Origin of the sequence: Paenibacillus agri (genome assembly GCF_013359945.1) — a bacterium.
Lineage (GTDB): Bacteria > Bacillota > Bacilli > Paenibacillales > Paenibacillaceae > Paenibacillus_AQ > Paenibacillus_AQ agri.
This window is the reverse complement of the sequence record NZ_JABWCS010000186.1, coordinates 32,829-59,378: the sequence shown is the minus strand read 5'-3', so window position 1 is coordinate 59,378 and position 26,550 is coordinate 32,829. Positions and strand designations below refer to the sequence as shown.

Below are 26,550 nucleotides of genomic sequence, written 5' to 3'. Positions count from 1 at the left end.
CGGTTTCTTCTTTAAACTGTTTGTTGTATCGCTTCCGTTCTGCCACGGCTACCACCTCTTCTGGAGTTTATTCTATTATCCATGGGTTGGATTTACCGTGTCCACTTTTTAGTCTAATTCACTTCCATGGCGCCTCCTAGGAGTGGCATGGAAGGGGTTCTCTGTTCAACCGCGTTGCTCCTATATTGCTCTCCGCGTCGCCCCCCCGTCTTACTTTTCGCCTGCCTCGCTAATGCTGAAATAAGTGCATTTTTGTACCTTAATTTGGCCAGAAAGAAGGCGGGAAGAAGATTAAGGACATTTTTGTATGTTAATTCTTTCGATGGAACGTATTTTAAGGAGAAAGTGGGGAAATAAGGTGCAAAAATGCTCTTAATTTCTTTTTTTCTCTAAAATGATGGATATAAGGTACAAAAATGTCGTTATTTTAAGTATTGGCCAGAGGTTATCCTTCCAGTTCAATCTGTTTCTAGAAGTTACTCCCCTGGTTCGTCTAGTTATCAGTATAAATCCCCATAAAATACATAATACCCCATAAACCCCATAACCCAAAGAACCAAAGAAAACGGAGAGACCAGAGAGACCAGAGAGACCAGAGTTACTGTAAAAACCACAAGCCCGACAAGCCCGACAAGCCCGACAAGCCCCACAAGCCCCTCGGCGCAAAAAAAACCGGACAACCGTGCCTGTGGCACGAGTTCTCCGGTATCCTTCAACCAATTACCGATGCTCAAACAGATCGATGGCGCCGAGCACGATATGCGCCAGACCAAATCCAAGTACGCCGGTTGCAGCCATCTTATACCTGCTGCCAAGAAAAGCGGCGCTAGAAGCAGTAACTACGGTTCCAAGAACGGTTGGTATCAGACCTTCACGCATATGAAACACTCCTTCTCGGTGGTTTGAAAGACATGATTAGTGTGGGTAGAGGGAGTGACAATTATACAGCATCTCGGCTGGGGATGAATGGAGCGAGAAAGATAAGAAAGATAAGAAGGATAAGAAGGATAAGAAGGATAAGAAGGATGAGAAAGAAGGATCTAAAAAGGCTGTGCCTGCTTGAAGGGGATCAAACCAACCTTTCAAGCAAGCACAGCCTATTTGAATTTTTTAGAGTTAAGGGATATATTGCTGAACGATCGATGTGATTACGCCGTCTTTGATCGTCAGATGGTAAGGGAACTGGCTCAGATCCAGATTGTTATTCTTGGCAAACTGATGTGTGAATTCCTCCAGGCTTATCTTCTCGTTCCAGTGAATGTCAATATCCTCCAGCTTGCCGGTACGATCATAAATTTGCATAATCACGGTTGCATCAGGAGCTACCCGGTAGGTAGTAAGTGTCTGACTGTCGTTCACGATATAATATCCATCAGGCGTTCCGCCCAGCTCTGCTGCGGCTTCCGGCTCTCTTTGGGCAAAAATTTTGTCTGCTTCGGCACCTTGATACCATTCGATCTCATCAGTGCTTGCCGATAAGACACCTTGATTTGAATGAAGAGAATGAATATAAACGGTTGCATGCTGAACGGTGTCACCGCGGCCTTCCGCGCGGGCCAGGGTTCCGACTGTGCTTGCCGATGTAATGAGGGACAGGAATAACAGGACGACAACGGGCAGGACATAAGCTGACTTTTTCTTAAACAATGAAATCTCCCCCTTGGCATTGTGATACACAGTATAAGATTAATTACCCCTTGGGTTGTTAATCAAACGAGTATTGTACTACTAATAACGATGAAATGGTGGAAAGGTTGCAGATATTTTTGGACTACTGCAAAAAAACTGAATAGTCGCCATTCATAGTAAACGAAGGCTGCTCCGGGCATATTAGAATATCCAAACTTGAGGCTGGGAGTGACCGGAAAATGGCTGGAATTATCCGTATCTACCGAAACGATTGGCGCAATGTATTCAAGGTCCCGACCGCAGTTCTGCTGATAGCTGCGCTGGTTGTGCTGCCTTCCATCTATGATTGGGTGAATGTGGCGGCTGTGTGGGACCCTTACAGCAACACCTCAGGGATCAAGATTGCGGTAGCCAGTCTGGATGAGGGGGCTTCCGTAGATAACAAGAGCTTCAACATCGGCGAGGAGGTACTGGAAAGCCTGCATCATAATAAAAGTCTGGGCTGGACCTTTGTGGATGCAGAGCAGGCCAGGTATGGAGTACAACGCGGGGATTATTATGCCAGTGTTGTCATCTCTAAGGATTTTTCCAGCAAAATGGCCGGTATTCTGGAAGGTCGGCTGAATAAGCCGGAAGTTGAATACACCGTGAATGAGAAGATTAATGCGATTGCACCTAAAATTACGGCCAAGGGTGCGTCATCCATCACGGCCCAGATTAGCGAGCATTTTACCGCTACCCTCAGTGAGACGGTGCTGACCGCTCTCGGCAGGATCGACCGACAGTTTCAGTCTGAGCTGCCCGTGATCCGCAGAGTGGAGAAGGGATTGTTCCTATTGGAGGATAACCTGCCAGAGATTGAAGCTGCCGGGAAAACAGTGCTGAAAATTCATCAGGATTGGCCGCAAATTCACCAGTCGGCAGAGCGGCTGGCGACGCTGGAGCAGAAGCTGCCAGAGGTCGAAAAGGCAGGGACAGCGATCGAAACGGTGGATGACCATTGGCCGCAGATCAATGAAGCGGCAGGGCATTTGACGGAGCTAGAGTCCAAGCTGCCGGAGCTGGAACGGGCAGCGAAACTTGTGAGCGGGCTCGATGAGCATTTTGATGACGTGGCCGGGGTCTTAGACAAGGCAAGTGTGGATATGGAAAATGGGCGGAAGATCGTGGATGCAGCGATTAAGGCCCTGCCACAGGCCGACAAGATTGCGGCAGCCGGAAGTGCCTTTGGTCAGCAACTGCAGCAATTTATCGAGAAGAACAACGCGGCCCTCGCTGCGATTCCCCCTGTAATCAAGCAGAATCTGTACTTGCTGGAGCAGACGGAGAATGCTGTCTCTCAGCTCGCAGAGGGATTGAAGGCTGGTACGATAGAGACAGCGGCCGCACTGAGCGCGCTTAATGCGAATTTGACCCGGCTTGCTGCCGGGAAAAATGTACTGGACCGCACGATCTCGCTCTTGAATTCACTGGATAAGTTGTCGTCCGGAAACGTACTTGCGGCCGAAATACAGGCTCTGGATGGGATCCGGGACCAATTCGCCGATCAATCCGCGCTAGCCGGAAGTCTTGCCTCGGCCTTGGAAGCCGGTGGCGAACCGGATGCTGGCAAGATACAGCAGCTTAGCACTGGAGCGGGACAGGGATCTACGGCGCTTGGCCGGCTGATCTCCCGCTTCGAGTCGCACACGCTGCCGGCCATTCAAAGCGCACTGCAGCCGCTGACGGCGGCTGCACAGGACGCTGCGACCCGGCTCCAGCAGGTGCCGGAGCAGCTGCCCGCGCTGGCCGCCATCCTGCAGGATGCAGCAGCGGCCATACAGTACGGGCAGGAGGGCTTGACGGCGCTGCAGAAGGATCTGCCCGCCATCCGGGCGGCCGTCCATACCTCGGCCGCCGGGATTGCGGACAAGATGCAGCGCTTCAGCACTTTTGTCCGCGATGTCCTGCCGCGGATTCAGCAGGGCCTTCCCGGCGCTGGACAGCGAATCCACGAAGCGGCGGATTTTGCCCGCCACGATCTGCCGGCGGTAGAGCAGAAGGTCCGCAAGGCAGCGGACCTGATCCGTACCGGGCTGCCGAAGGCGGACAAGGGGGTAGAGCGCGCCGCAGAGCTGGTGCGGGATGACCTGCCGCTACTGGAGGCCGCCATCCGTAAAGCGGCGGCGACGATCCGCCAGATCAAACAAGAGGTGAATCTGGAGCAGATTGCAGATCTGCTTGGGGGCGATATCAAGTCCAAAAGTGATTTTTTGGCTAATCCCGTAATCCTCAAGGAGAATAAGCTGTACCCAATCCCGAACTACGGGTCGGCCATGACACCTTTCTACGTGGTACTGTCCATATGGGTGGGCGGAACGCTGCTGATTTCGCTGCTCCGAACCTCTGTGGAGACAGGGGGCATAATTTATAAGTCGTATCAGCTCTACTTCGGACGACTGCTTACTTTTCTCACGGTAGGTATTTTACAGGCGTTGGTGGCCGCACTGGGTAATATTTATATCTTGAACTGTTATGTGGCCGACAAGCTGTGGTTCGTCCTGTTTGCAATGCTGATCAGTATCGTATTCGTGACGATCGTCTTCACCTTCGTCTCTGTGTTCGGTAACATCGGTAAAGGGATTGCCATCGTGTTCATGGTGCTGCAGTTTTCCAGCTCCGGAGGGACTTTTCCCATCAGCACTACCGGTCCTTTTTTCCAGGCACTGAATCCGTTCATGCCCTTTACTTATGCGATTAGTCTGCTGCGGGAAGCGGTTGGTGGCATCCTGCCAGAGGTGGCCATCCGTGATGCCCTGTATCTGGTTGGCTTCGGTCTGATCGCTCTGGTGCTGGCCTTGACACTTAAAAAGCCGTTGGAGCGGTTCATTCACAAGGCCGCAGAACAGGCAGAGAAATCAAAATTGATTTCTTGAAAATATAGAAAAAAAGAAAAAATTCTCAATTTCTTAAAGATATCTTTGAAAACTCAACCATTTTATTGACCTGTGTATTATTTACATCTAATATATAGGTATAAATGATCTTTAATTCTAAAATATGGGTTTGGAGGTGGTGTTTGTTTGAATCCAGAGACCACAATCCGGGCGGAATTGGACAAGTATCTGAGAGATAATGACCTGACGGTGAGCCAATTCTCCAAAATTTCCGGGATTCATTCCGGCACGCTCAGCAGACTTGTCAGCGGTAATCGTCCGATTGCCATGCAGCAGCTTGAGCGCATCACCTCGGGAATGGGACTTGGCGAAGGCGCTTTGTATGATTTGTATGTTGATGAATGCTTCGTGCATTCTGCCCCCAACTGGCGGCGATTGGGTCCCTTCCTTCATCGTTGTGCCGAATTGAACAAGCTGGAGTGTATCCGAAGGATAGCCGCTAATTTGATGGATAATCTGATGTATGCACAAGTACTGTTTGAGACAGCTGAAGATTTTTTTAACAATGACAAGTATGAAGCTGCTGCAATTCTGTACGAGAGCGTCGCTGAAAGTGAGAAATATCAGCATTCTGAGCGGCTGGCGCTTTGTCAGTACCGGCTGTTCAAGATCGCGCTAGGGTATGATCAGGATGCCAATCTGCGGGCTGCGGTGTATTTTGAGTATTTTGTCGAGCGGTTGGATGAGAGCGATCAACTGGATGCGCTGCGGGATTTGGCGAATATTTACACTTCGCTTCATCGCTGGAGCAATGTTGATTCCCTGGCTAAGCGAATGGGAGAGAAGGCATTCATTCAATATGAAAACAAATATAAGAAGTATATCAGCCGCGCTGAGCAAAAGGAACCCGAAAAACCGCTGTGCTTTTATATCTTATACTCTTATTTATTAAGAGCATCGGTCAGCCATGAGAATGGTGATTATGAGCAGGCCATGCAGTATGCGGCACTGTATTCTGATTCTAGCTGGATACGTGAAGACAGCGAAGAAGCCAAGTGGATCATGGAACAGTTCAAGGAATGGGCTGTAGCCAATACATACCTGCACCGTCTGATGAACGGGGAAGTTGAGGTCCTTTCAGAATACGTAGCGTATATTAAAACTAGAGAGAATGAAGTTCTGCCAGCTTTTATCAAAATCATGCAAGCAGCGAACCGTATCGGGTTCAATGCAGATGAGGTTATCACACAGTTCCAATCTCATTTAATGTATAAGGAACACCGGAGTAAATTGGGGAAACTTAGTATGCAAGTCATGTCAGATAAATATACTAATCTTTTGTGCGAACTGGCTACCTACTATATGCGAACCAATAAATATAAAAAAAGTGTCTATTATATATTAAAAAGTTTGGAACTTTCTGTTAAAATAAATAATGACAGCTGTGTGATTCAATGTGTCGGGCTATTTGAAGAAATCCGACATCTAACAACTAGAGAAAACCAAGAGAAGTACAAAAAACTAATTAGTGAGGTGCAAAGACTAAATGAAAAGAAAAATGAGTACGTTGCTGGTTGTTTTTAGTGTGGCACTGGCCATTGCGGTTCCTGCCTATGCTGCAGATGCTAATACTAGCCAACCATCTTTCAAAATTCTGATTCATGGAACTGGTAGCTAAGAAGCTATACTTAGGCATTGAAGATAATTGGTATACTTCTAAAATGAAGAAAGAATCTCTATTTCACGTAGAGATTCTTTTTTTGTTCGTTTTTCTATGATAAGGCTATTCTTCATTGGAATAGATCAGCGACACCTGATGCTTCTTCAAGAACTCAACCCATTCTTCGGACGGCTTCTGGTCAGTAACAATATAATCGATTTTATCAAAGCTCAGCAGCTTGATGAACGCAATCCGGTCAAATTTGGCATGGTCCACGAGAAGGACCACTTTATTGGCCTGCTGCTGCATAAGTACCTTCAGTTCGCTTTCCGCTTCGTTGGAATCGCTAACTCCGCCCGTCATAGACAACGCCTTGCAGCTGAAAATGGCCACATCCACATTGTATTTCTGAATGGTATGCGAAGCATTCGGACCGACGAAGGAACTGGTCTCGGGGCCCAGTGTACCGCCTGTAGAGATCAGCTTCTGCCCGGAATGCTGAAATTCTGACAGCACCACCAGCGAGTTGGTGATGATCGTCAGATTGCTCTTCACCTCGATGATCCGGCGCAACGCCTCAAAGGCGGTCGAGCTGGTATCCGTCATCAGGCTGTCGCCATCGTTGATGAGATCCAGCACGTTGTCTGCGATCAGCCGCTTAGCTTCAATGTTGACCTGATGCCGGCTGGCATAGGAGGGGTCCTCATTGGTATGGGCGTTCAGGATGGCGCCACCGTAGTTTTTCTTGGCCAGACCGTCCCGGTCCAGCTTGTCCAGATCGCGGCGAATCGTTTCCTCGGACACCTGAAACTTCTGTGCCAGATCCGCAACATGAACTTTTCTGTTCCGGTACAACTCGGTAATGATCAGGTCTCTCCGTTCAAATGCCTTCATCCGTCCACTCACCTTTTTCAATATCTCTATCTCCTAGTTTACTATAAGGATTATAAATACAAAAGAATTCTAAATAAATAAAAAACCACAATTAAATAATATAATATCACATAATACCACATTATTATTCAATTAACTGTGGTTTTTATGTTGACTTAAGCGTTTACACCTTTTATGATGAAGGAGAAATGTTTGTTGGCTGAAGTTGCAATTATATAGATTTCCTTATTTAAACCAAACTTAATGTGATGCTGAGGAGGAAGTACAGTGGCAGCTAAATATCCGAAGATTGGAATTCGTCCGACCATTGATGGCAGAAGACGCGGGGTACGTGAATCGCTGGAAGTACAGACCATGGGAATGGCAGAGCGGGTGGCTCAATTTTTACAACAGAACTTGAAATATCCCGACGGCTCGCCTGTGGAGTGCGTTATTGCTGATTCAACAATCGGTGGGGTGAAGGAAGCAGCGAATGCCCGCGATAAATTTGCCGGAGCCAATGTAGGGGTATCGATTACGGTGACACCTTGCTGGTGTTATGGCTCGGAAACGATGGATATGGATGCCACCATCCCGCATGCGGTGTGGGGCTTTAATGGTACGGAGCGTCCCGGAGCGGTGTACTTGGCAGCGGTACTGTCTGCCTACGCACAGAAAGGAATTCCAGCCTTCGGTATCTACGGCGAAGATGTACAGGAATCCGACAGTGAACTCATTCCGGATGATGTGCAGAGCAAGCTGCTGCAGTTTGCAAGATCCGCGCTGGCCGTAGCGATTATGAAAGGCCAATCATACCTTTCCCTGGGTTCGGTCTCCATGGGGATTGCCGGCTCGATCGTGAATGAGCAGTTCTTCCAGGATTACCTTGGCATGCGTAATGAATATGTGGATATGTCTGAATTTGTGCGCCGCATGGAAGAGGGCATTTATGATAAGCAGGAATTCGAACGTGCACTGGCTTGGGTGAAGGAGAACTGCGCTGAGGGTGCAGACAACAACCCGGCACATCTGCAGATCAGCCGTGAGCAGAAGGACAGCCAGTGGGAAACTGTCGTGAAAATGACGCTGATTGCCCGTGACCTTATGGTCGGAAATCCGGAGCTTGATAAACTTGGCTTCGCGGAAGAAGCCAATGGACATAACGCGATTGCGGCTGGATTCCAGGGACAACGGCACTGGACAGATCACTTCCCGAACGGTGACTTCATGGAGACGATTCTGAACTCGTCCTTTGACTGGAATGGCAGACGGGCGCCGTATCTTCTAGCGACAGAGAATGACAGCTTGAATGGCGTAACCATGCTGTTCAACTACTTGCTGACGAATACGGCACAAATCTTTGCCGACGTCCGTACCTACTGGAGTCCATCGGCTGTGGAACGCGTGACGGGTCACAAGCTGGAAGGCGAAGCGGCAGGCGGGATCCTGCATCTGATCAATTCTGGTTCGGCCGCACTGGACGGAACCGGAGAACAGACTATTGACGGCCAGCCGGCAATCAAACCGTTCTGGGAGATCACGGATGAGGAAGCAAAGAGCTGTCTGGAGAAGACGGAATTCCGTCCGGCGTCGCAGGAGTATTTCCGCGGGGGCGGTTTCTCGACCGATTATTTGACCAAGGGCGGCATGCCAGTAACGATGGCACGTTTGAATCTGGTGAAGGGGCTTGGTCCGGTTCTCCAGCTTGTTGAGGGTTATACGGTAGATCTGCCGGAGGATGTGCATCATACGCTGGATCAGCGGACTGACCCGACTTGGCCGACTACTTGGTTCGCACCGAAACTGACGGACAAGGGTTCGTTCAAATCGGTGTACGATGTGATGAATAACTGGGGAGCCAATCATGGCGCTATCAGCTATGGCCATATTGGTGCAGACCTGCTCACGCTGGCTTCCATTCTGCGTATTCCGGTCAGCATGCACAACGTAGAGGAAGAACGGATCTTCAGACCACGCGTCTGGTCGCTGTTCGGCACAGAGGATCTGGAGAGTGCAGATTACAGAGCCTGCCAGAACTTTGGACCACTCTATTAAACTTTGGAGTAGGCAGGGGGAAGGAAGATGAGCGAGACCCAAAAACTGCTTGCCATAGACCTTGGCGCCAGCTCGGGCCGGGTCATGTTAGGAAGTTATGACGGTTCCACGATTCAGGTCGAGGAGATTCACCGTTTTGACAATACACCAGTACAGGTTCAAGGACATTTGCACTGGGATGTGCTGAGACTCTTTCAAGAGATCAAACAAGGCGTACGCGAGGCTGCACGGGTGCATGGGAAGCTGCTGTCGCTGAGTGTGGATACGTGGGGCGTGGATTACGGGTTCATTGATCACAGGGGGAAGCTGCTCTATGCGCCGCACCATTACCGTGATCAGCGGACAGAGCCTCACCGCTCCGGGCTGGAAGAATTGATTCCACCCCGTGAACAGTTCACGTTGACCGGCAATCAGCCAGCGCTGATTAACACCGTCTACCAGCTCTACGCTGATTTGCAGGACCATCCATCCCTTGCGGAATCGGTCAAAACAATGCTGCTGACGCCCGATTTGTTTCACTATCTATTCTCCGGCGTAGCGGCTGCGGAAAAGTCGATCTGGAGTACTAGCGGATTGGCTGACGCGGTAACCGGTGAACCTTCGCATGAGGTCTTTAAGCGTCTGGGCCTGCCCCTCTCGCTGATTCCTGGACTTGTCGCCGCGTCTGGAACGGTGTTGGGTGAGGTGACACCGGCTATTCAGGAAGAGCTGGGACTAGGTGCGATGAAGGTGATAGCGGGCGCTTCTCATGATACGGCTTCGGCTGTAGCTTCTATTCCTTATGTCAATAAGGATGGGGCTGCGTTCATCAGCTGTGGTACCTGGTCCTTAGTGGGTAGAGAGAGTGAAGGGCCCGTGATCACAGACGAGAGCTACGCATACGGCTTCACTAATGAGGGCTGTTATGGCGGTACGAACCGGGTGTTGAAAAACATCACCGGATTGTGGATTCTGCAGGAGTCTCAGCGTCATTGGGCTGCGTCGGGCCAGCGTATCGGTCATGCCGAGCTGGCTGAGCTGGCTGCAGCAGCTGGTCCGGCCGTCGCGATCATCGATCCCGACGATCCGTTGTTCTCGACTCCGGGTGATATGCCGCAGCGAATCGCTGAATACTGCCGGAGAACAGGGCAGACGGAGCCGCGTACCCCTGGGGAGACGGCCCGCGTTATTGTGGAGAGTCTCGCCCATGCTTACAGCGTCGCAATAGATGAGCTGGAGGAAATCACAGGTGAACCGGTACGTGTCATTCATATGGTCGGCGGGGGGATTCAGAACCGGCTACTCTGTCAGCTCACGGCTGACGTGACCGGACGGGAAGTTGTGGCCGGACCCGTGGAGGCCAGTGCGATCGGAAATATAGTGACCCAGCTGCTAGCATTAGGCTTGGTAGAACGGGCTGACGTGAGCGAACTCATTGCCCATTCCAGTTCGCTGATCACCTACCAGCCCAGTCATCGTACGAACCCTTAACTCTCGTAGCGTCTGCCGCTACGTAGAGATCAAGCAATGACTTTGGTGTTGAATAGATATATCACATGGATAAGAGGAGAGATTATCGTATGGAGAATCATGAACAGCAGTTGCGTCGCCTGATTTGTGAGATTGGGAAGAACCTGTTTAATAAGGATTTTGTAGCGGCTAATGATGGCAATATCTCGGCCCGCCTGTCGGCTACCGAAGTACTGGCATCTCCAACTGGTGTCAGCAAAGGCTACCTTGAGCCTCACATGCTGGTCAAAGTGAATCTGCAAGGGGATATTCTGGAGGCAGCCGAAGGCTATCGTCCTTCTACAGAAGTAAAGATGCACCTGAAGATTTACAATGAGCTGCCGGAGATGAACGGAGTTGTGCATGCTCACCCGCCATATTCCACTGCTTTTGCCATTAAGGGGGAGGCACTGGATAAGATGCTGATGCCGGAATCCGTCATTGCGATGGGAGACATTCCGCTTGCCAAGTATGGTACGCCTTCCACCAATGAAATTCCAGACTCGCTGGAGCCTTTCCTGGGCAAGAAAACAGCTGTGCTGCTGGAGAGCCATGGTGCGCTGACTTGGGGCAAGGATGTCATGAGTGCGTACATGAACATGGAGCGGTTGGAGTTCACTGCCAAGCTGACCTATCTGGCCCGCATGCTTGATGGAGAACGGGAATTGCCACAGCATCGTATTGACGAATTGGTCGCATTGCGGTCGTTCTACGGCATGTAGTCTCAGAGGAGGAATTCTGATGTTAAAAAAGATTCCTAAATTGCTGTCACCTGAACTAGTCGCTGTGCTGATGGAAATGGGCCATGGTGATGAAATCGTGCTGGCGGATGCCAACTTTCCGGGTCATTCCCATCATTCCCGGATTATCCGGTACGATGGGATCGGTATTCCGGAACTGCTGAATGCGATTCTGGAGCTGTTCCCGCTGGACCATTATGCCGAACATCAGGCAGCGTTCATGTCTGTGGTACCTGGTGACCCTACGGTCCCGGTGATCTGGTCCACCTACAAGGAGATTATAATAGGGCATGACCCGGAGGCAGTGATCGGGTACGAGGAGCGTTTTGATTTTTATACCCGCTCGAAGCAGAGCTACGCCGTTGTAGTCACTGGGGAAGAAGCGCTGTATGGCAATGTGATTTTGAAAAAAGGAGTTATCCGCTCCTAAGCTAAGGATATAAGGATAACGTATAGAAGAAACCGTTCCTTGCAGGAGAGGCTGGCGTACAAAGCTACAGCTTGTCTACCGATAGGTACGGTTTCTTTTTTTATGGACAGAGTGGGCTTGCTGCCTATATTAATCGTATTTAAGGCTATTTTATATAACCGTTCTTATGGCTTTTTTGAACTTGATTGCCATCGTAAAGTTCACTTCAGAACGCTTCTATTCTTCCATTTATGGTAAAATAGTGATGGTATTCACGGGAATAAATACGACCTCTGGAACACAGAGTCCTTTGTTGATACATTCCGATCAGAAGCGAATATACCGATGCTATGTGTCCTCATCCTTCCGCTCCATTCAAAATAGGCAATCCTCGACGAAAAGTTTCTCTTTTTCTCCACAGCCGATTCTTTATACTGACCGTATACCAAGAACTCGGAAGAGGTGAGAGGATTGTCAACGATCCCCAAGCTGGACAACTATCTTCGTTACACGATTGCCGCTGCTTTTTTTCCGTTAACATGTACGCAGGCATTGTGGACGCAATATGATAGATTTCGATATAAGCCTGCAGGAAAGCGCATCAGCATCGGCTCCCGCGAGCTTCATGCGCATGTCACCGGAAGCGGCAGAACGACGATCGTCTTGGAAGCCGGGATGGGCGGGAATTTGCTGGATTGGTCATTGGTGCAGCCGGATCTGTCTCGAGATGCTACGGTTGTAGCCTATGATCGTGCCGGACTAGGCTGGAGCAAGGGCTCGGGCAAGCCTGCCACCTGCAAGCAGTATGTTGAAGATCTACGTAGCCTGCTGGCTGCCTTGGAGCTGCAACCCCCGTACGTGCTGGTAGGACATTCCTTTGGCGGAATGGTGATGAGGCTGTTCGCAGCAGAGTACCCAGATGAAGTGAAGGGCTTGATTCTGGTGGATGCGGTCCATGAGGGCCGTTATCTTACATCGGACATGTCGGAGCAGGGAAGACGCCACAAGGATAGTCTGAATCAGTTGAGACTAGGCTATCTACTGTCCCCGGCTGCGATTCTCAGGCTGACTGGCCGTCATATCGGTTCAAAGCGCCTACCATCTCCTATACTAGAGCAGGTTAAGGCCACCGGGTATAGAAGCAGTGCATACAAGACGCTTTATGCTGAACTGCTGGATGCACATGAAAGTGCCTTGCAGTTGGCTACAGCTGAGCGTCTGCGTGAAGATCTGCCGGTCGTTGTGTTAAGTGCAGGTCAGCAGGATAAAGAGTGGCATAGGGAGCAGCTTCGGCTGGCAGAGCTCACATCCTGTACCCAGCATATTGTAGTAAGGGATAGCTGGCACTCTATTCAGATTTACCGGCCGGATGTCGTTATTGACGCCATACGGAGCTTATTATAGCAAGGCAGAGGAGGGGAAGGAAGTGTCAGAAGCAGGGCAGGAGATACAACGTCTGCTGGAGACGACTGTGAGGCGATATGTTGATTCAGGCGCGGCAATTATTAAGGTCGACAGTACAAGGCTAGGACTTGGGTTTCAGGCTGTTGATTTGACTCGGCATCATCTATTAATAGAGACTGCTAAGGGAACAGAAGAGTTGTCCTTGATTACTAAGGTAGCCACAGCTTTGGAGCAACGGGTAACCGCACATCTATACGAGCAGGGGGCAAAAGTTCCTTTTATCTGGCCGGCTACTGGAGCTCCTATTTCTGAAGAACGTTCTCTGGTGTGTTTTCAGGATGTGGATTATCGCACGGATTACGGGAAGCTTGATCTAGAGCGGTTACAGCAGTGCGAGATTTCGGCATTGGCTGATATTCACGGGAAGAACCGGGGGCTGCGGCATGAATTGTCCTGGCTTCTATTCGCTGATCTTTCTCATATTACAGACATGCTCCATACGCGCTTTCGGCCGCAGTGGGAGGCCGCGAAGCTGAATGAAGCATTTAATGAAGAGTTCGGCCCGTACATACCGATTGTTGAAGCGGCAGCAAGAACGATAATTGACGATATGGTAACCGTTATTAAGGATGAAACTACCCATACGCTGATCCATAACGATTTGAATCCTGGGAATGTGCTGGTGCATGACAATCAAGAGGTGTTCTTTATCGATTGGGAGGAAGCAAGGTATGGCTCGTTGTTTCTGGATCTTCCACTGCGCTGCCGCACTACGCAGCAGGTTCTTCAATACAGAGAAGCGCTCAGCGTGCAGGGGTTTGAACTGGCGGATGCCCAGTTTACCACTCTATTCTCGATTGCATCGAGATATCTTGGGTTACGTTTTATGAGCTGGAATCTAGGGGCTTGGATGGATAATGCTCCGGCAAAAGCGGATTTGATCCGGTACTTGCACATGGTGGCGAATGAGTCTCTACACACTTAAAGGAGTGAGGGTGCCGAATCCGGAGCCTTTTCATCTATAAGTGGAAAGCGCTTTCTTTTAAAAGGTAAGTTAAATCTTGAAAGTTAATGGGGAGGTACGGTTATGGGGGTGTACTTTCTCCGCCATGGAGCGGATGAAGAAGGATACCTCGGGGACAGATGGAAATTAACTCAGGAGAACATAGTATCTTGAAAATAGGTGATGAACATTGGATACGAATGCTACGTTAAAAGCGCATCTACTTGAACTGGAAGAAAGACTGTTACAACCAGCGGTTCGTACATCGGTAGAAGAACTCTCAGCATTGCTGGATGATGATTTTTTCGAGTTTGGCAGCTCAGGAGCCGTATGGTACAGGCAAGAAGGTCTCCACGCCGAGGGGATCGGTATAGTAAATATGACTTTGAATGATTTTGAAATTCATCCATTATCCCCGGATACGACGTTAACAACGTACAGGATATTTAATGAGAACAAGCAGCAGTATTCCTTACGCAGCTCCATCTGGAGATACAGTGATGGCAGATGGCAGATGTTCTTTCATCAAGGGACCCCTGTTCCTGAATAAACTAGCTTACCACGATTTGAAGAAATCAGGATGCTTCATATATAAAAAGCCTCAGAGGTCGCAGTGACCCCTGGGGCTTGTATATGTCTACGGACCACTTCGGGAGGCTCCGCAGTGAGTGCGGATTGCCCATCGGGCGCATTGACTGCCCTAGAGGGGCAGGTCACGCCGCTTAAACAACGTTATGCCGAGGCCGAAGGCGATCAGACCTACTAACAGCAGGATGACCAAGACCAGGCCATCCTGCGCACTGCCCTTCACAATTTCTCCAGGGCGGTAGAGTGTGAACAGAGTCAAATACTTCACCCAGCTTAGCTGGTCACTGATTTTTCCCAGTAGATCAAGGGTGAAGAAGCCGAAGGTGATTGCGCCTGAAATGCCGAGCGCTTTCTTCTCGTCATTGGCCAGACAGGAGATAAGGAAGGAAATGCCGCCGATGGCGAAGAAGAGCAGGAACGCAACGGTATTAAGCATAAGGAAGCGCTCGCCATTGAAATCGTAGCCGTTCCCAAGGAACCAGAAGACGCCCAGGAACCCGGCACCAGTCGTTGCAGTCACGATAACCAGCAGGGCTGTAATCAGGACAAGGGCCTGTGTTAGCGCCACTTTGCTTCGGGTCGTTGGTGTGGATAGCAGGTAGGCCATGGAACCGCGGTCCACGAGTCTAGCCATGAGTCCAGTGGACATCTGCACACAGAGGATGGACAGCAACAGGACAAGAATAAGACCGTAGTACTCGCCGGAGATAAAAGCTTCGGCGCTGGAAAAGCCGCTGTTTAGCCCGAAGGCGTTGCCTACGCTCTCAGGCATGGCATTCACCAGATCATTTATAGCCTTCATATTGTTCGCCAAAGCCGGATAGAGCCAGATAATCAGCAGAATGTAGAAGGCGGAACCGAAGGCGTAATTCAAGATTCCTTTCAGGTTAACTTTTAACATTTCTTTATATAAGGGAAGGTTCATCGCGCTGGCCCCTCCCGTTCATAATAATTCATAAAGATATCCTCTAGATTCTGGGTGAATACATCCAAGCTGCGGATATTGTACTTCGCCGTTTCCCGGATGAACTGATCATAATTCCCCTGTACCGCCACTCTTACCCGGTTTCCGACACGGGACTCCACGTACAGACTTCCAGTACTAAACCTATCCGCATCCTCTCTGTGTTCAAACACTACATCAAACAGCTTCCGCTGCATGGATTGCAGTTCATGAACATCCTTGACGGTGATTAGACGTCCGTCCTTGATGATGGCGGCACGATCGCAGGTGCGTTCAATCTCCTGAAAGCTGTGCGAAGACATCAGAAAGGTGGTTCCAGCGGCTTTTTCTTCCAATACGAGTTCTATAAATACCTTCTGCATCAGCGGGTCGAGGCCAGAGGTTGGCTCATCCAGAATCAAGACTTCCGGACTGTGCATGAACGCAGCCACGATACCGACCTTCTGTTTCATTCCCTTGGACATTTTGCGGATAGGCGTCCCTGCATCGAATTGCAGACGTTCGATCAGGGTGGAGCGCTTCGTGGTGTCCTTCAAGCCCTGCATTTTCGCCATAAAATCAAGAAAGCCCTTGCCAGTCATCCCGTCAATAAAAGCAATCTCTCCCGGCAAATAACCGATCTGCCTCTGAACAGTTCCTTGCGCTTTCCAGACATCCAGGCCGGCTACGGTTACAGTCCCCCGGTCAGGCTTCATAAAGCCCATAATATGCCGGATGGTTGTAGATTTGCCTGCGCCATTCGGCCCTAGAAAGCCGAAGACTTCTCCATTCCTGACGGAGAACGATACATCTGTAATCCCCTTGCCATTGGCAAACTGCTTGGTCAAGCCTTGTACAGTCAGCATAGTGACACCTCCACTGTCCTGTAGAATGAAATAATGAACTATTATTGGAAATATATTTCATATGTTATATACGTATGAACGGTTTTGAGAAGAGATCCGCGCTGATCAAGGAGAAAATTACGAGCGCAACGCTTGAGATGTTAAAGACCTGGGAGCCGAAGCGGATGCGGATCGCTGATATTGCCAAAGCTGCGAACGTCTCACAGGTGACAATATATAAGCATTTTGGCAGCAAAGAAGAGCTGTTGAGGGAGACACTTAAACACCTAGTGGAGCAATCCACGAGTGAATTCGAGGCTTTTATTCATCAAGAGCCTTCCATGAAGGAGATCGTTCAGTATATCCTCGGGATGAAGAAAGGAACCTATACCTTGCTACGGCCAAGCCTGGTGCAGACATTGATGATAGAAGACCCGGAGATGTTCCAGTACTTGCAGGTGCAATATGCAGAACGGACGCTGCCGCTTATGGTGAGGATGGTAGAAGAGGGTCAGGCCCGAGGGGAAATTTCCTCCAAGGTATCGGCCAACGCTGTGCTGATGTATATGCAGATGTACATGAAAAGTATGGAGGAGCTGCTGGAGCAAGCCAAGGCGGAGGAGAGTCTGGATACCTTTATGGAAGAGACGCTTCATTTGTTTTTCTATGGGATTTTTGGAAGAGATGCTGGAGAGCAGGAGTAAGAGCATTGGCTTCAGGTACTATGACTGTGTGAATAACATATTTGCCTTGAGCTCACTGCAGCTACCCGAGTCGCGCGAACCTTCTTTATGAAGGTTTGGGCGGCTTTTTGGTATGTCCCTTACTTCTACGCGAAATAACCTTACCTGAAAATTAGTAACTCTACCTTGAATGAGGTGCCTAGTTTCAAAAAAATGAACCGTTTACAATTAATAACGTAAAGAGGTTTTTTTGGAGGTGCATAAGTGATATGAAAGCCAGCTCACAAATTACTATGGAATCAAACTCGCCTAATGCGAGAAGGGAAGGATGGAAGCCGATATTCAGAAAAATTTATAGGCAGCGCTACCTTCAGGTTATGGCTTTGCTTGGTATAGCGTGGATGATCGTATTCAATTATATCCCTATGTATGGAATTATCATCGCGTTTAAGGAATATGACATCATTTCCACAATTTCAGAGGCTCCATGGGTTGGTTTGGATCATTTCAAAGAATTTTTGCAGGACGATGCACTAATCGAGGTCATTCGCAACACGCTCGGGATCAGTTTAATCAAACTGATTGTTGGTTTTCCTTTACCTATTATATTTGCTTTATTACTAAATGAAGTCCGGTCTGTTTTCTTTAAAAAATCAGTTCAGACCATTACCTATCTTCCTCACTTTCTAAGCTGGGTTGTTCTAGGAGGAATCTTGGCCACTTGGCTGTCTGATGTAGGTGTGATTAATAAAATATTGTTGGCTATGAATGTAATTGATGCCCCGATAAGTTATCTGGCGGAAGCTAAATACTTTTGGACAATAATCATTGCCTCTGACATTTGGAAAGAACTCGGATGGTCGGCCATTATATATCTTGCAGCTATCAGTGGTGTTTCCCCTGAATTATATGAAGCGGCAACTATAGATGGTGCAGGGAGATTTCAAAAAATCCTTAATATTACGCTCCCGTCTATTATGGGTACCATTTCCATCTTATTTATTTTAGCTGTTGGCGGTGTATTGAACTCAAATTTCGATCAAATTCTGGTGCTCCGCAATCAGCTTAATGCAAGCGCAAGTAATGTTATCGATATCTATGTATATCAAACGGGGTTGAATGAAGGACGTTACTCGTATTCGACAGCCGTTGGTCTACTGAAAAACGTTATTGCTCTTACTCTTTTAATCGGAGCTAACTCTGTAACCAAAAAACTTAATAATACTTCACTATTCTAGTATTTTGACATGAAAAGAGGAATGCACATGATTTCAATGAAGAGGCAGACGAAAGGCGAATTCGCTTTCGAGATTATGAATGGCATTTTGATGCTTGCCATCTGCTTCATCACCCTTTACCCCATTTGGTATGTTGTCGTTAATGCCTTCAATGATGCTAACGATGCAATGCGGGGCGGGATCTATTGGTGGCCTCGGGAGTTTAGCTTAGAGAGTTTTAAGGCTGTATTTAACAGTAAGGGTATCATGACGGCTATGGGCGTTACTGTTGCAAAGACGGTCTTGGGGGTTCTGGTTCACGTCCTGTTTACTTCTATGGTAGCGTATGCGTTTAGCCGCGAAGAGTTATACGGACGTAAATTATATATGATTATCGGGACCATTACGATGTTTTTTGGCGGAGGATTAATTCCAACCTATCTTTTAATCCGGAATCTTCATCTACTTGATAATTTCATGGTTTATATCATTCCGGCAGCGTTTAGCTTTTTCGATCTGATCATCTTTATGAGCTTCTTTCGTGAGATCCCGGCAGGTTTGGAAGAGGCGGCTAAAATTGATGGTGCCAATGACTTTAAAATATTCCTGAGGGTTATTATCCCTGTATCTATGCCAGTAGTAGCAACCATAGCGCTCTTTCATGGTGTCTATCAATGGAATGATTACTTTACAGGCATGATCTATATCAATAATCCAAATCTGCAGCCTATTCAAACCTTCTTGTACCGGGTGGTTGCCCAGTCCAGCTCCAATCAGATGATCTCGGCAATGCCTACCGGAGTATCCAAGAATATAACTTCGCAGTCACTGAAGCTTGCCACCATGATTGTGACGACTGCGCCTATTGTAGTAGTATATCCTTTCCTGCAAAAATATTTTGTTAAAGGCTTTATGATCGGTTCCATTAAAGGATGAAATAGCACTCTGATCACAATTGTCCGTCCACTCTTAAGAGCTGGATTGATGATAAATTAAGAATTAGAAAAGGGGAAGAGCAATGGGGAATTCTTTACGAAAGACTACTTCCGGACTATTAGCACTGATTATGGCTTTTTCGGTTACTGCATGTTCTGGCGGGAATAACAATGCCAATGGTTCTGCAGAGAAGACTAACAACACACCGTCAACCAATACAACCGCAGAGGCAACCGCAGCTCCTTCAGCGGATGAACCAACCTGGAAGCAGGATACTTCACCGATTACGTTCGACTGGTATCTCAATTTCAGTTGGGCCGATGTCAAGTGGGGAGATAACGTGGTTACAGATTATATCACTAAAAAAACCGGTGTTGATGTGAATTTTATTATTCCTGCCGGGAATGAGAACGAAAAGCTTAATACGATGATGGCTTCCGGCTCGATGCCTGATTTCATTACTCTGGGCTGGTATGAAGAAGCCATTAAAAAGATGATTAAAGGCGATCTGGTACTTCCGCTCAACGAATTGGCAGAGCAATACGATCCGTACTTCTTAAAGGTGGCTGACCCGGCCAAACTAGGCTGGTACACACAACCTAATGGAAATGTGTATGGATATCCCAATGCGTCCTCCTCTCCTGCGGATTATAAAAAATATGGAGAGCAGTTTACTTCCAATCAAACATTCGTAGTGCGTAAAGATATGTATGAAGCGCTGGGTAAACCAGATATGAGAACTCCAGAGGGTTTCTTGAATGCGCTTAAGTTAGCCAAAGAAAAATATCCGGAAGTGAATGGCCAGCCGCTGATTCCGCTCGGACTGCATGAGTTTACAGAAACAGGAAACTACTCGCTTGAAGGCTATCTGCAAAATTTCCTGGCGATTCCTCAAGAGAAAGACGGCAAATTATACGACAGACGCCAAGATGCCGAATATCTGAATTGGTTGAAAGTTTTCCGCCAAGCTAATCAGGACGGACTGCTAGCCAAGGATGTCTTCATTGACAAACGGGCTCAAATGGAAGAAAAAATTGCTCAAGGACGTTACTTTGCAATGCTGTATCAACGCACGGACTTTGAACCGGTTAATACAACGTTGTACCAAAAAGACCCTAACTCCGTTTATATTGCTGTAGATGGACCAGCCAACAGTGCTAAAGATGCTCCTACACTTTCTGGTCCCGGAATTTCTGGCTGGACAGTGACCTTGATATCCAAGAACGTCAAAGATAAAAAACGGGCGATTGCCTTTATGAGTTATCTGCTCAGTGAAGAAGGAAATAAAGACTTGTTCCTAGGTGAAAAAGGGGTTACTTACGATACCATTGACGGTAAGGATCAATTCCTGCCTGATGTGCTAAAACTGTTGAACACGGATCGTACGACATTTGATCAGAAGTACGGTGCTTCATTCAGATATTGGATGCTTATGGATACCAATATGAACTTGGCATGGAATCCGCCGGGAGCAGAGCCTAACAGTCAAATGGCGGACTGGACCAAGGGTAAGGCTATCAGCATGGCCCAATTTGATAATCTTGATCCGGATGCGACCAGCAAGGAAGGTATTGCTAATAGCAAAAACGCCCGTTTATGGGGCAAGGCGCTTCCTAAAATGTTAATGTCAAACTCAGATGCAGAATTCGATAAGGTGTTCAACGACTACTTGAAAAACCGTGGCGAGCAAGATGCGATTGATGCGTATCGTCAAAATGCTTATGAGTCTAATATTAAAAAGCTAAGTTCCTTTGAATAGACTTTTCATTTATTAATAAGCAAGCCCGGATATTCACTCTGTAATTTCGAATGAATATAACCGGGCTTGCTTCTATCATTATGCAGGATGTGAGGGCTGCTTGAAGATTAAGAACATCAAGATGCTAGTGTATATCCAACAAATTATCCGTAGCCTTTCGCTTCAAGCTAAGTTGATCCTTTCGTTTATGTTTTTGATTTTTATTCCGGTGCTGCTTTTCTCGTCTTACAGCTTTTCTCATGAAAGTTCTAAGTCTATGGACGAACTGATCAGAAATAATGAAGCGATCCTGGATATTGAGAAAACAAATTTAGAAAATAATATTGAACTTATGGAGTGGACCGCTCAACTCGCACTTTCTAACCGGGAAATGAATGATTTTCTGCAATCCCAGCAAGATTTTAACACTGAAGCCTTGCTCGAAATCAAAACGAAATTAATAAGCGATTTTCAATATTATCTTTTTAACAATCCGCGAATATCCAAAGTCAGATTATTTACAAGTAACCCCAATGTGCAGGAGTTTTGGCCTGTACTTCTTCAGGAGTCCCGCATTCATAATAAATATTGGTATAGGGACGTACTGAGGCAAGAAGGCAGTAGTTATTGGGTAATGGGAGAGCAGGAGGGCGTACTGGTGGGTGCACCTTCAGAACCGGTGAGGTTTGAAGCATCGCTACTCAAGGGGTTTAAATTTTTCGATGATACTACGCATAACGGCATATTGGAAATAAGTATGAGCATGCAGAATTTTTTTCTGAAAACCTTCAGTAAAGTTCAAGATCCCGGTTCGCAATTGGTTATTGTAACTAGGGATCATAAAGTATTTAGTTTGGATTCTTCGGTTATGTTCAATAATGTCTCCGCCGAGCAATTCATTGAAAGCCTTGTATTGAATAATGAGCCAAGCAACGAAGTAGTTGAATTTTATACAGCTGGACAACCCTATTTGGCCATTCAGAGCTATATACCATCTATTGATGTCCATCTTGTAAATATTGTGAGTTTGGCAGATACTATGGCTGATATCAAAGAAAGGCGAAGCAAATTAATCATCATCATTATCTTTTTGATGGCATTCTTAAGTTTATTATCTTATTTCATGCAGTCCATGATTCTTAAACGGCTTAGAGTCCTGCAAGATTCAATGAAAAAAGTAAGAGGCGGCAACTTTAACGTGGATCTTCCGATAACCGGAACGGATGAGATTGGGGAGCTCGGACATCATTACCGGAAATTGCTTAGTAAAATTAATGAACTCATTGCGGAGCAGGCTAATAGGCAAGCGGCGGGTAAAGAAGCTGAGCTGAAAGCGCTCAAGAACCAAATCGATTCACATTTTCTATATAACACATTGGAAAATCTGAAGATGCTGGCGGAGATGGAGCAGCAATATGTTATTTCGGACGCGCTCACCTCGCTTGGAGGAATGATGCGTTATACACTGCAGTGGACACGGGAACATGTAAAGCTGGAAGAAGAGCTAAACCATGTTCATCATTATATTGACATTATGAATATCCGTTACAATGGTAAAATTGAGCTCAATGTAGTCATTGACCCTGCATTATTAGATCAGGAATCATTAAAGATGTCTTTGCAGCCCATTGTGGAAAATGCAGTGAAGCACGGGATGAGGCAGATGAACTCAAAATCTGGGACATTCATCATCTCTATTACTGCTATGGCTCAGAACAATACTTGTTTCATTGAGATTATGGATAATGGCTGCGGCATTCCCGAAGAGAAAATCCGTATTCTGTCTAACTTGCTGCGGATGGAGGAAAGAGATTATCAGGAATTACGGGAAATGGTTCAAAACGAAGGGGGCAGCGGCATCGGTCTTCGCAATGTGGATCAACGCCTGATTATGAGCTATGGACTTGATTATGGTATACGCATAGAGAGTATGGCAGGTAGTTATACTCGTGTTGTTATGAGTATGCCCCTTCTTAATTTTGAAGGGAGGAAGGACATTGATGATTAAATTAATGATTGTTGATGATGAGTATAATATACGAATGGGATTACAGTCCATGATCGAAAGGAAATTCCCTGAGGTCTATTCTTTTCGATTCGCAGAGGACGGAAGAGATGCCTTGGAGCAGCTAGAACAGGATTCAGCAGACGTCATCATAACAGACATCCGAATGCCTATAATGGATGGAATTACGTTATTATCCCATATTCAGCAGTTTCCGTATAAACCGGAGGTTTTATTACTTAGCGGGTACAATGATTTTCAATATGCACAAAAAGCGATACGATATCAGGTTAAAGATTATTTACTTAAGCCTGTCGTACGCGAAGAATTATATTCATTTATGGAGAGAATCAGAATTGAGATACTGGATCGAAAGAAGCAGAATGAATTATTAACCGAGCCTTCTCCTTCGGATTGGATCGCTAATATTCTCAATTCTAACAGCAATGATTCTAGTGAAACATCAACCAATTTGCTAAATGCAGGATACGGTTGGCTGGAGGACCAATATATATTAGGAATTATATGTATAAGGCAGAATGATCTTATATCTGTGCTGCTGTCTGAAGCGGAGAATTTTATTATTAGCAAAGACAAAGAAGGAAATATCATAGTTGTAGCTCAAAATAAAAATGAACTTCTTCAACTAGCAGAAGAGCTGAAGAAATTAGGTGAGCGGGAATACCGAATTGCTCTCAGTTCTAGTACGGAGGGTATTCAGCAGTTGCGCAAAGCGTATAGCGAAGCCAAACAGACGATGAAATATTTCCTCCTTATCAATAACACAGAAGTATTGTTCTATGACCATATTATAAAACGGTGTTCAAATTGTGAATTACCTCTAGAGACGATCCGCCGATTATCCAATCTGCTGGGTACCGATCGTCTGCCAGAGGTTAAGCAGCTCCTTCAGCAGATATTGAATATCCAGGTGATTAGCCGCTGTGAGATCGGATATTTGGAGCGTATCAGTGTCATTATGAATGAAGATATTTTTGATAAGGTTTACCGGTGCTATGGTCAAGAATCCATTCATATTCTGAGGCTATATAGTCAGGTGGGTCACATTGGAAATTTCCAGCGCTTTGAAGATTATTATAATAAGGTTGAAGAACTGTTAGTGCGTTTAGATGCCTTTATGAAAGTGGCCAGAGAGCAAAGCAGTCAGGAGAACAAGAGTATGCAGAAAGCTATTAATTACGTCCATGAGCATTTTGCCGAAGACTTGAACATGGCTGTGGTCTCGAATCAATTGTCACTGAACTATACTTACTTCAGTCATGCCTTTAAAGAATATACAGGAACAAGTTTTTCTTCATATCTAAGAAATTTTAGACTGGAGAAGGCCAAGGAGCTCCTTGCGGGTTCTGATCTAAAAGTATACGAAATAGGTCAACAGGTGGGCTTCGATAATGTGAAACATTTCATCCGGATTTTTAAAGAATCAGAGGGGATCACGGCTCTGGAGTACCGGAATCAGAACCAGCAGCCACCCAAAAAAACAATACCCTACCCGAAATTCGAAGGATAGGTTATTAAAATGGATTCTCTTATAATAAAAGTAAGGCGTTGAGAGGGGACATGGCATATATGTTTGAACATACGGACCGAAGCTTGGTCAAAGGGTTCCTGCGATCGCAGGGGACAGATGTTGTTAACGGAGACGGGGACAAAATTATACTAACCGGTTGGGGACTGGGGAACTGGTTACTGCCTGAAGGGTATATGTGGTTATCTCGTTCGGAAAGATTCGACCGTCCGCGAAGGATGGAACAGGTTATCCGCGAACTGACAGGTAGCCAGTATTCTGAAAGCTTCTGGACCCGTTTTCGTGAAAACTATGTTACCCGCGAGGATATTCGCATGATGGCTGAACTGGGCTATAACTCCGTGCGGATTCCGATTGGCTGGCGGGTGCTCATGAAGGATGAGCCGGGAACGTCCTGGAACGAAGATGGCTTTGCTTTGCTGGACCGATGTCTGGATTGGTGCGAGGAATTTAAGCTGTACGCTTTTTTAGATCTGCATGGTGCTCCTGGTGGACAGACAGGTGCGAATATCGACGATTCGGTGGATGATTCACCGCGGCTTTTCACCGATTCTGAAAGCTGGAATAAGGGCATCGAACTGTGGAAGGAATTGGCGCGCCGTTATAAGGACCGCTGGATTGTAGGTGGTTATGACCTGCTGAATGAGCCTCTTCGTCCAGGATTGAATGAAGGTTACCACCAGTATTATCTTCTGCAAAAGCTGGCAAATTTCTATGATGAGGCTATCCGCGAGATCCGCGCTATTGATCCAGTGCATATGTTATCTATTGAGGGTCATCATTGGTCTACAGATGTTTCCGTGTTCTACAAACGTTACGATGACAACATGGTCATTCATTTCCATCGGTACGCCTGTATGCCAGGAATCGAAGCTTTGCAGGAGTTTCTGGATACCTCTGAGCGTCTGAATCAGCCTTTGTGGCTCGGTGAGACGGGAGAGAATTATCCGGAATGGTTTGCTGCAATGTATCCTTTAGCGGTTTCTATGGGAATCGGTTACAATCTCTGGCCGTGGAAAAAAATGGAGTGTACCAACTCTCCGTTCTCTATCGCTCAACCTGAGGGATGGAAAGAATTTCTCGCGTACTCCGAAAGTGGCCCTCGACCGGAGCAAAAGGATGTGCAAAGGACGCTGGATGCTTTCCTTGAGAATATGAAGCTGGAGAATTGCCGTGCCAATTCGTTGGTAACGGATTCGGCATTCCGACGTCCGGGCTGCCGCGTCCGGGCAACAGATTTCGATGAGCTACCTGGTAAAGGTCGAAGCTTTAGCGGCCTGCGGGAAGAAGGCAATATTTATCGTTACCGGTCCACGACAGGGATGAAGCTGGTATCCTTATCCGATAAGCTGGAGAAGAAGCGTTTTGGTTTTGATAGCGGCTGGGACCTGTTAGGACTTGAACTCAGGGAGCGGGAGTTTGCTTGCTACACGTTCAGTGCAGTTAATGACGACGGTTATGCGCAGTTGGAGTTGAAGTGCACAGAAGATGCGCAATTAACAGTAGAGCAAGATGATAAGGAAATTCAGGTAGTCCATTTGAAGAGTGACGATGAGAAAACTCATATCCGTGTAGGTCCGTTTAAGAGATCACGGGAATCGGTAATAAAAGTAGCTCTTCAGCAAGGTACTATTGAACTGCTGTCCATAGAGCTCGAATGTTTAGCATGACAATACAACTTCTCCTCAATGCTTGCGGGAGTGCCTCCTGTTTGTGAGACGGAGATTCCAAAATCCTGCAAGTTTAAATAGCCAGTCTCCCGGGATCTGCCGGGGACTGGCTATTTAGGTGCACCCAGTATTGGCGTCATCTCTAATAATGTACCCGATTGAAATGGGGTTGAGGGAACAATGAACCAACAGTATTTGGTGAGAGGACTAAAGTGAGCGTCGTTCTAATGAGAACAGCG

At 47.1% G+C, this 26,550-nt stretch carries 22 protein-coding genes; 16 read left to right on the top strand and 6 right to left on the bottom strand.

What is annotated here, in order from left to right; all coding sequences use genetic code 11:
• Window positions 1-500 precede the first annotated feature (500 nt).
• From HPT30_RS03630 to HPT30_RS03620, 3 genes are all read right to left on the bottom strand, one after another.
• Entirely contained in the window at window positions 501-734 is a 234-nt protein-coding gene (locus tag HPT30_RS03630) for a hypothetical protein (RefSeq protein WP_175370127.1), read from the bottom strand.
• Complete coding sequence (locus tag HPT30_RS03625; RefSeq protein ID WP_066373475.1) at window positions 721-879, bottom strand: asparagine synthase; 159 nt, start codon at window positions 877-879, stop codon at window positions 721-723. Before HPT30_RS03625 ends, HPT30_RS03630 begins: the two co-directional genes overlap by 14 nt.
• A 237-nt stretch (window positions 880-1,116) precedes the next feature.
• Window positions 1,117-1,647, bottom strand: coding sequence for a hypothetical protein (locus tag HPT30_RS03620; protein WP_175370126.1), 531 nt, complete (start codon window positions 1,645-1,647; stop codon window positions 1,117-1,119).
• A 221-nt stretch (window positions 1,648-1,868) separates the two neighbouring features.
• On the opposite strand from HPT30_RS03620, the gene HPT30_RS03615 reads away from it, so the two are divergent.
• Entirely contained in the window at window positions 1,869-4,544 is a 2,676-nt protein-coding gene (locus tag HPT30_RS03615; protein WP_175370125.1) for a YhgE/Pip domain-containing protein, read from the top strand.
• Between the two features lie 147 nt (window positions 4,545-4,691).
• Window positions 4,692-6,089 (top strand): helix-turn-helix domain-containing protein, encoded by a 1,398-nt coding sequence (locus HPT30_RS03610; RefSeq protein ID WP_175370124.1) that lies wholly within the window; start codon window positions 4,692-4,694, stop codon window positions 6,087-6,089.
• Between the two features lie 199 nt (window positions 6,090-6,288).
• On the opposite strand, the gene HPT30_RS03605 is transcribed toward HPT30_RS03610, so the two are convergent.
• Complete coding sequence (locus HPT30_RS03605) at window positions 6,289-7,071, bottom strand: DeoR/GlpR family DNA-binding transcription regulator (protein ID WP_312876288.1); 783 nt, start codon at window positions 7,069-7,071, stop codon at window positions 6,289-6,291.
• A 255-nt stretch (window positions 7,072-7,326) separates the two neighbouring features.
• On the opposite strand from HPT30_RS03605, the gene HPT30_RS03600 reads away from it, so the two are divergent.
• From HPT30_RS03600 to HPT30_RS03570, 7 genes are all read left to right on the top strand, one after another.
• Window positions 7,327-9,093, top strand: a complete 1,767-nt coding sequence (locus HPT30_RS03600) for an L-fucose isomerase (protein WP_175370123.1) — start codon at window positions 7,327-7,329, stop codon at window positions 9,091-9,093.
• 27 nt (window positions 9,094-9,120) lie between these two features.
• Window positions 9,121-10,563: a rhamnulokinase gene (locus HPT30_RS03595; protein ID WP_175370122.1), complete on the top strand. Its 1,443-nt coding sequence runs from the start codon at window positions 9,121-9,123 to the stop codon at window positions 10,561-10,563.
• A gap of 89 nt (window positions 10,564-10,652) precedes the next feature.
• Window positions 10,653-11,303, top strand: coding sequence for a class II aldolase/adducin family protein (locus tag HPT30_RS03590; protein WP_175370121.1), 651 nt, complete (start codon window positions 10,653-10,655; stop codon window positions 11,301-11,303).
• 19 nt (window positions 11,304-11,322) lie between these two features.
• A complete protein-coding gene (locus HPT30_RS03585; protein WP_175370120.1) occupies window positions 11,323-11,751 on the top strand; it encodes an RbsD/FucU family protein in 429 nt (142 codons plus the stop codon).
• 441 nt (window positions 11,752-12,192) lie between these two features.
• Window positions 12,193-13,134, top strand: a complete 942-nt coding sequence (locus tag HPT30_RS03580; protein ID WP_376766987.1) for an alpha/beta fold hydrolase — start codon at window positions 12,193-12,195, stop codon at window positions 13,132-13,134.
• A 22-nt stretch (window positions 13,135-13,156) separates the two neighbouring features.
• Window positions 13,157-14,119 (top strand): phosphotransferase, encoded by a 963-nt coding sequence (locus HPT30_RS03575; protein ID WP_175370119.1) that lies wholly within the window; start codon window positions 13,157-13,159, stop codon window positions 14,117-14,119.
• 208 nt (window positions 14,120-14,327) lie between these two features.
• Window positions 14,328-14,687: a nuclear transport factor 2 family protein gene (locus HPT30_RS03570; protein WP_175370118.1), complete on the top strand. Its 360-nt coding sequence runs from the start codon at window positions 14,328-14,330 to the stop codon at window positions 14,685-14,687.
• A gap of 150 nt (window positions 14,688-14,837) precedes the next feature.
• Here the strand turns inward: HPT30_RS03570 and HPT30_RS03565 are convergent, their stop codons facing one another.
• Entirely contained in the window at window positions 14,838-15,650 is an 813-nt protein-coding gene (locus HPT30_RS03565; protein ID WP_175370117.1) for an ABC transporter permease subunit, read from the bottom strand.
• Complete coding sequence (locus HPT30_RS03560; RefSeq protein WP_175370116.1) at window positions 15,647-16,534, bottom strand: ABC transporter ATP-binding protein; 888 nt, start codon at window positions 16,532-16,534, stop codon at window positions 15,647-15,649. Before HPT30_RS03560 ends, HPT30_RS03565 begins: the two co-directional genes overlap by 4 nt.
• Before the next feature lie 74 nt (window positions 16,535-16,608).
• On the opposite strand from HPT30_RS03560, the gene HPT30_RS03555 reads away from it, so the two are divergent.
• The 7 genes from HPT30_RS03555 to HPT30_RS03525 all read left to right on the top strand — a co-directional run bounded on the left by HPT30_RS03555 (window position 16,609) and on the right by HPT30_RS03525 (window position 26,311).
• A complete protein-coding gene (locus HPT30_RS03555; RefSeq protein ID WP_175370115.1) occupies window positions 16,609-17,217 on the top strand; it encodes a TetR/AcrR family transcriptional regulator in 609 nt (202 codons plus the stop codon).
• Window positions 17,218-17,489: 272 nt separating this feature from the next.
• A complete protein-coding gene (locus HPT30_RS03550) occupies window positions 17,490-18,434 on the top strand; it encodes an ABC transporter permease (protein WP_246316916.1) in 945 nt (314 codons plus the stop codon).
• 27 nt (window positions 18,435-18,461) lie between these two features.
• Window positions 18,462-19,349, top strand: coding sequence for a carbohydrate ABC transporter permease (locus HPT30_RS03545; RefSeq protein WP_175370113.1), 888 nt, complete (start codon window positions 18,462-18,464; stop codon window positions 19,347-19,349).
• 82 nt (window positions 19,350-19,431) lie between these two features.
• Entirely contained in the window at window positions 19,432-21,108 is a 1,677-nt protein-coding gene (locus tag HPT30_RS03540; RefSeq protein WP_175370112.1) for a type 2 periplasmic-binding domain-containing protein, read from the top strand.
• Between the two features lie 100 nt (window positions 21,109-21,208).
• Entirely contained in the window at window positions 21,209-23,095 is a 1,887-nt protein-coding gene (locus HPT30_RS03535; RefSeq protein WP_246316913.1) for a sensor histidine kinase, read from the top strand.
• The gene (locus tag HPT30_RS03530; RefSeq protein WP_175370131.1) at window positions 23,088-24,623 is read left to right on the top strand and encodes a response regulator; all 1,536 of its coding nucleotides are present in this window, start codon (window positions 23,088-23,090) and stop codon (window positions 24,621-24,623) included. The genes HPT30_RS03535 and HPT30_RS03530 overlap by 8 nt, the downstream gene beginning before the upstream one ends.
• Window positions 24,624-24,682: 59 nt before the next feature.
• Window positions 24,683-26,311 carry a glycoside hydrolase family 5 protein gene (locus tag HPT30_RS03525; protein WP_175370111.1) on the top strand — a complete coding sequence of 543 codons (1,629 nt, stop codon included), beginning with the start codon at window positions 24,683-24,685 and terminating at the stop codon, window positions 26,309-26,311.
• Window positions 26,312-26,550 lie beyond the last annotated feature (239 nt).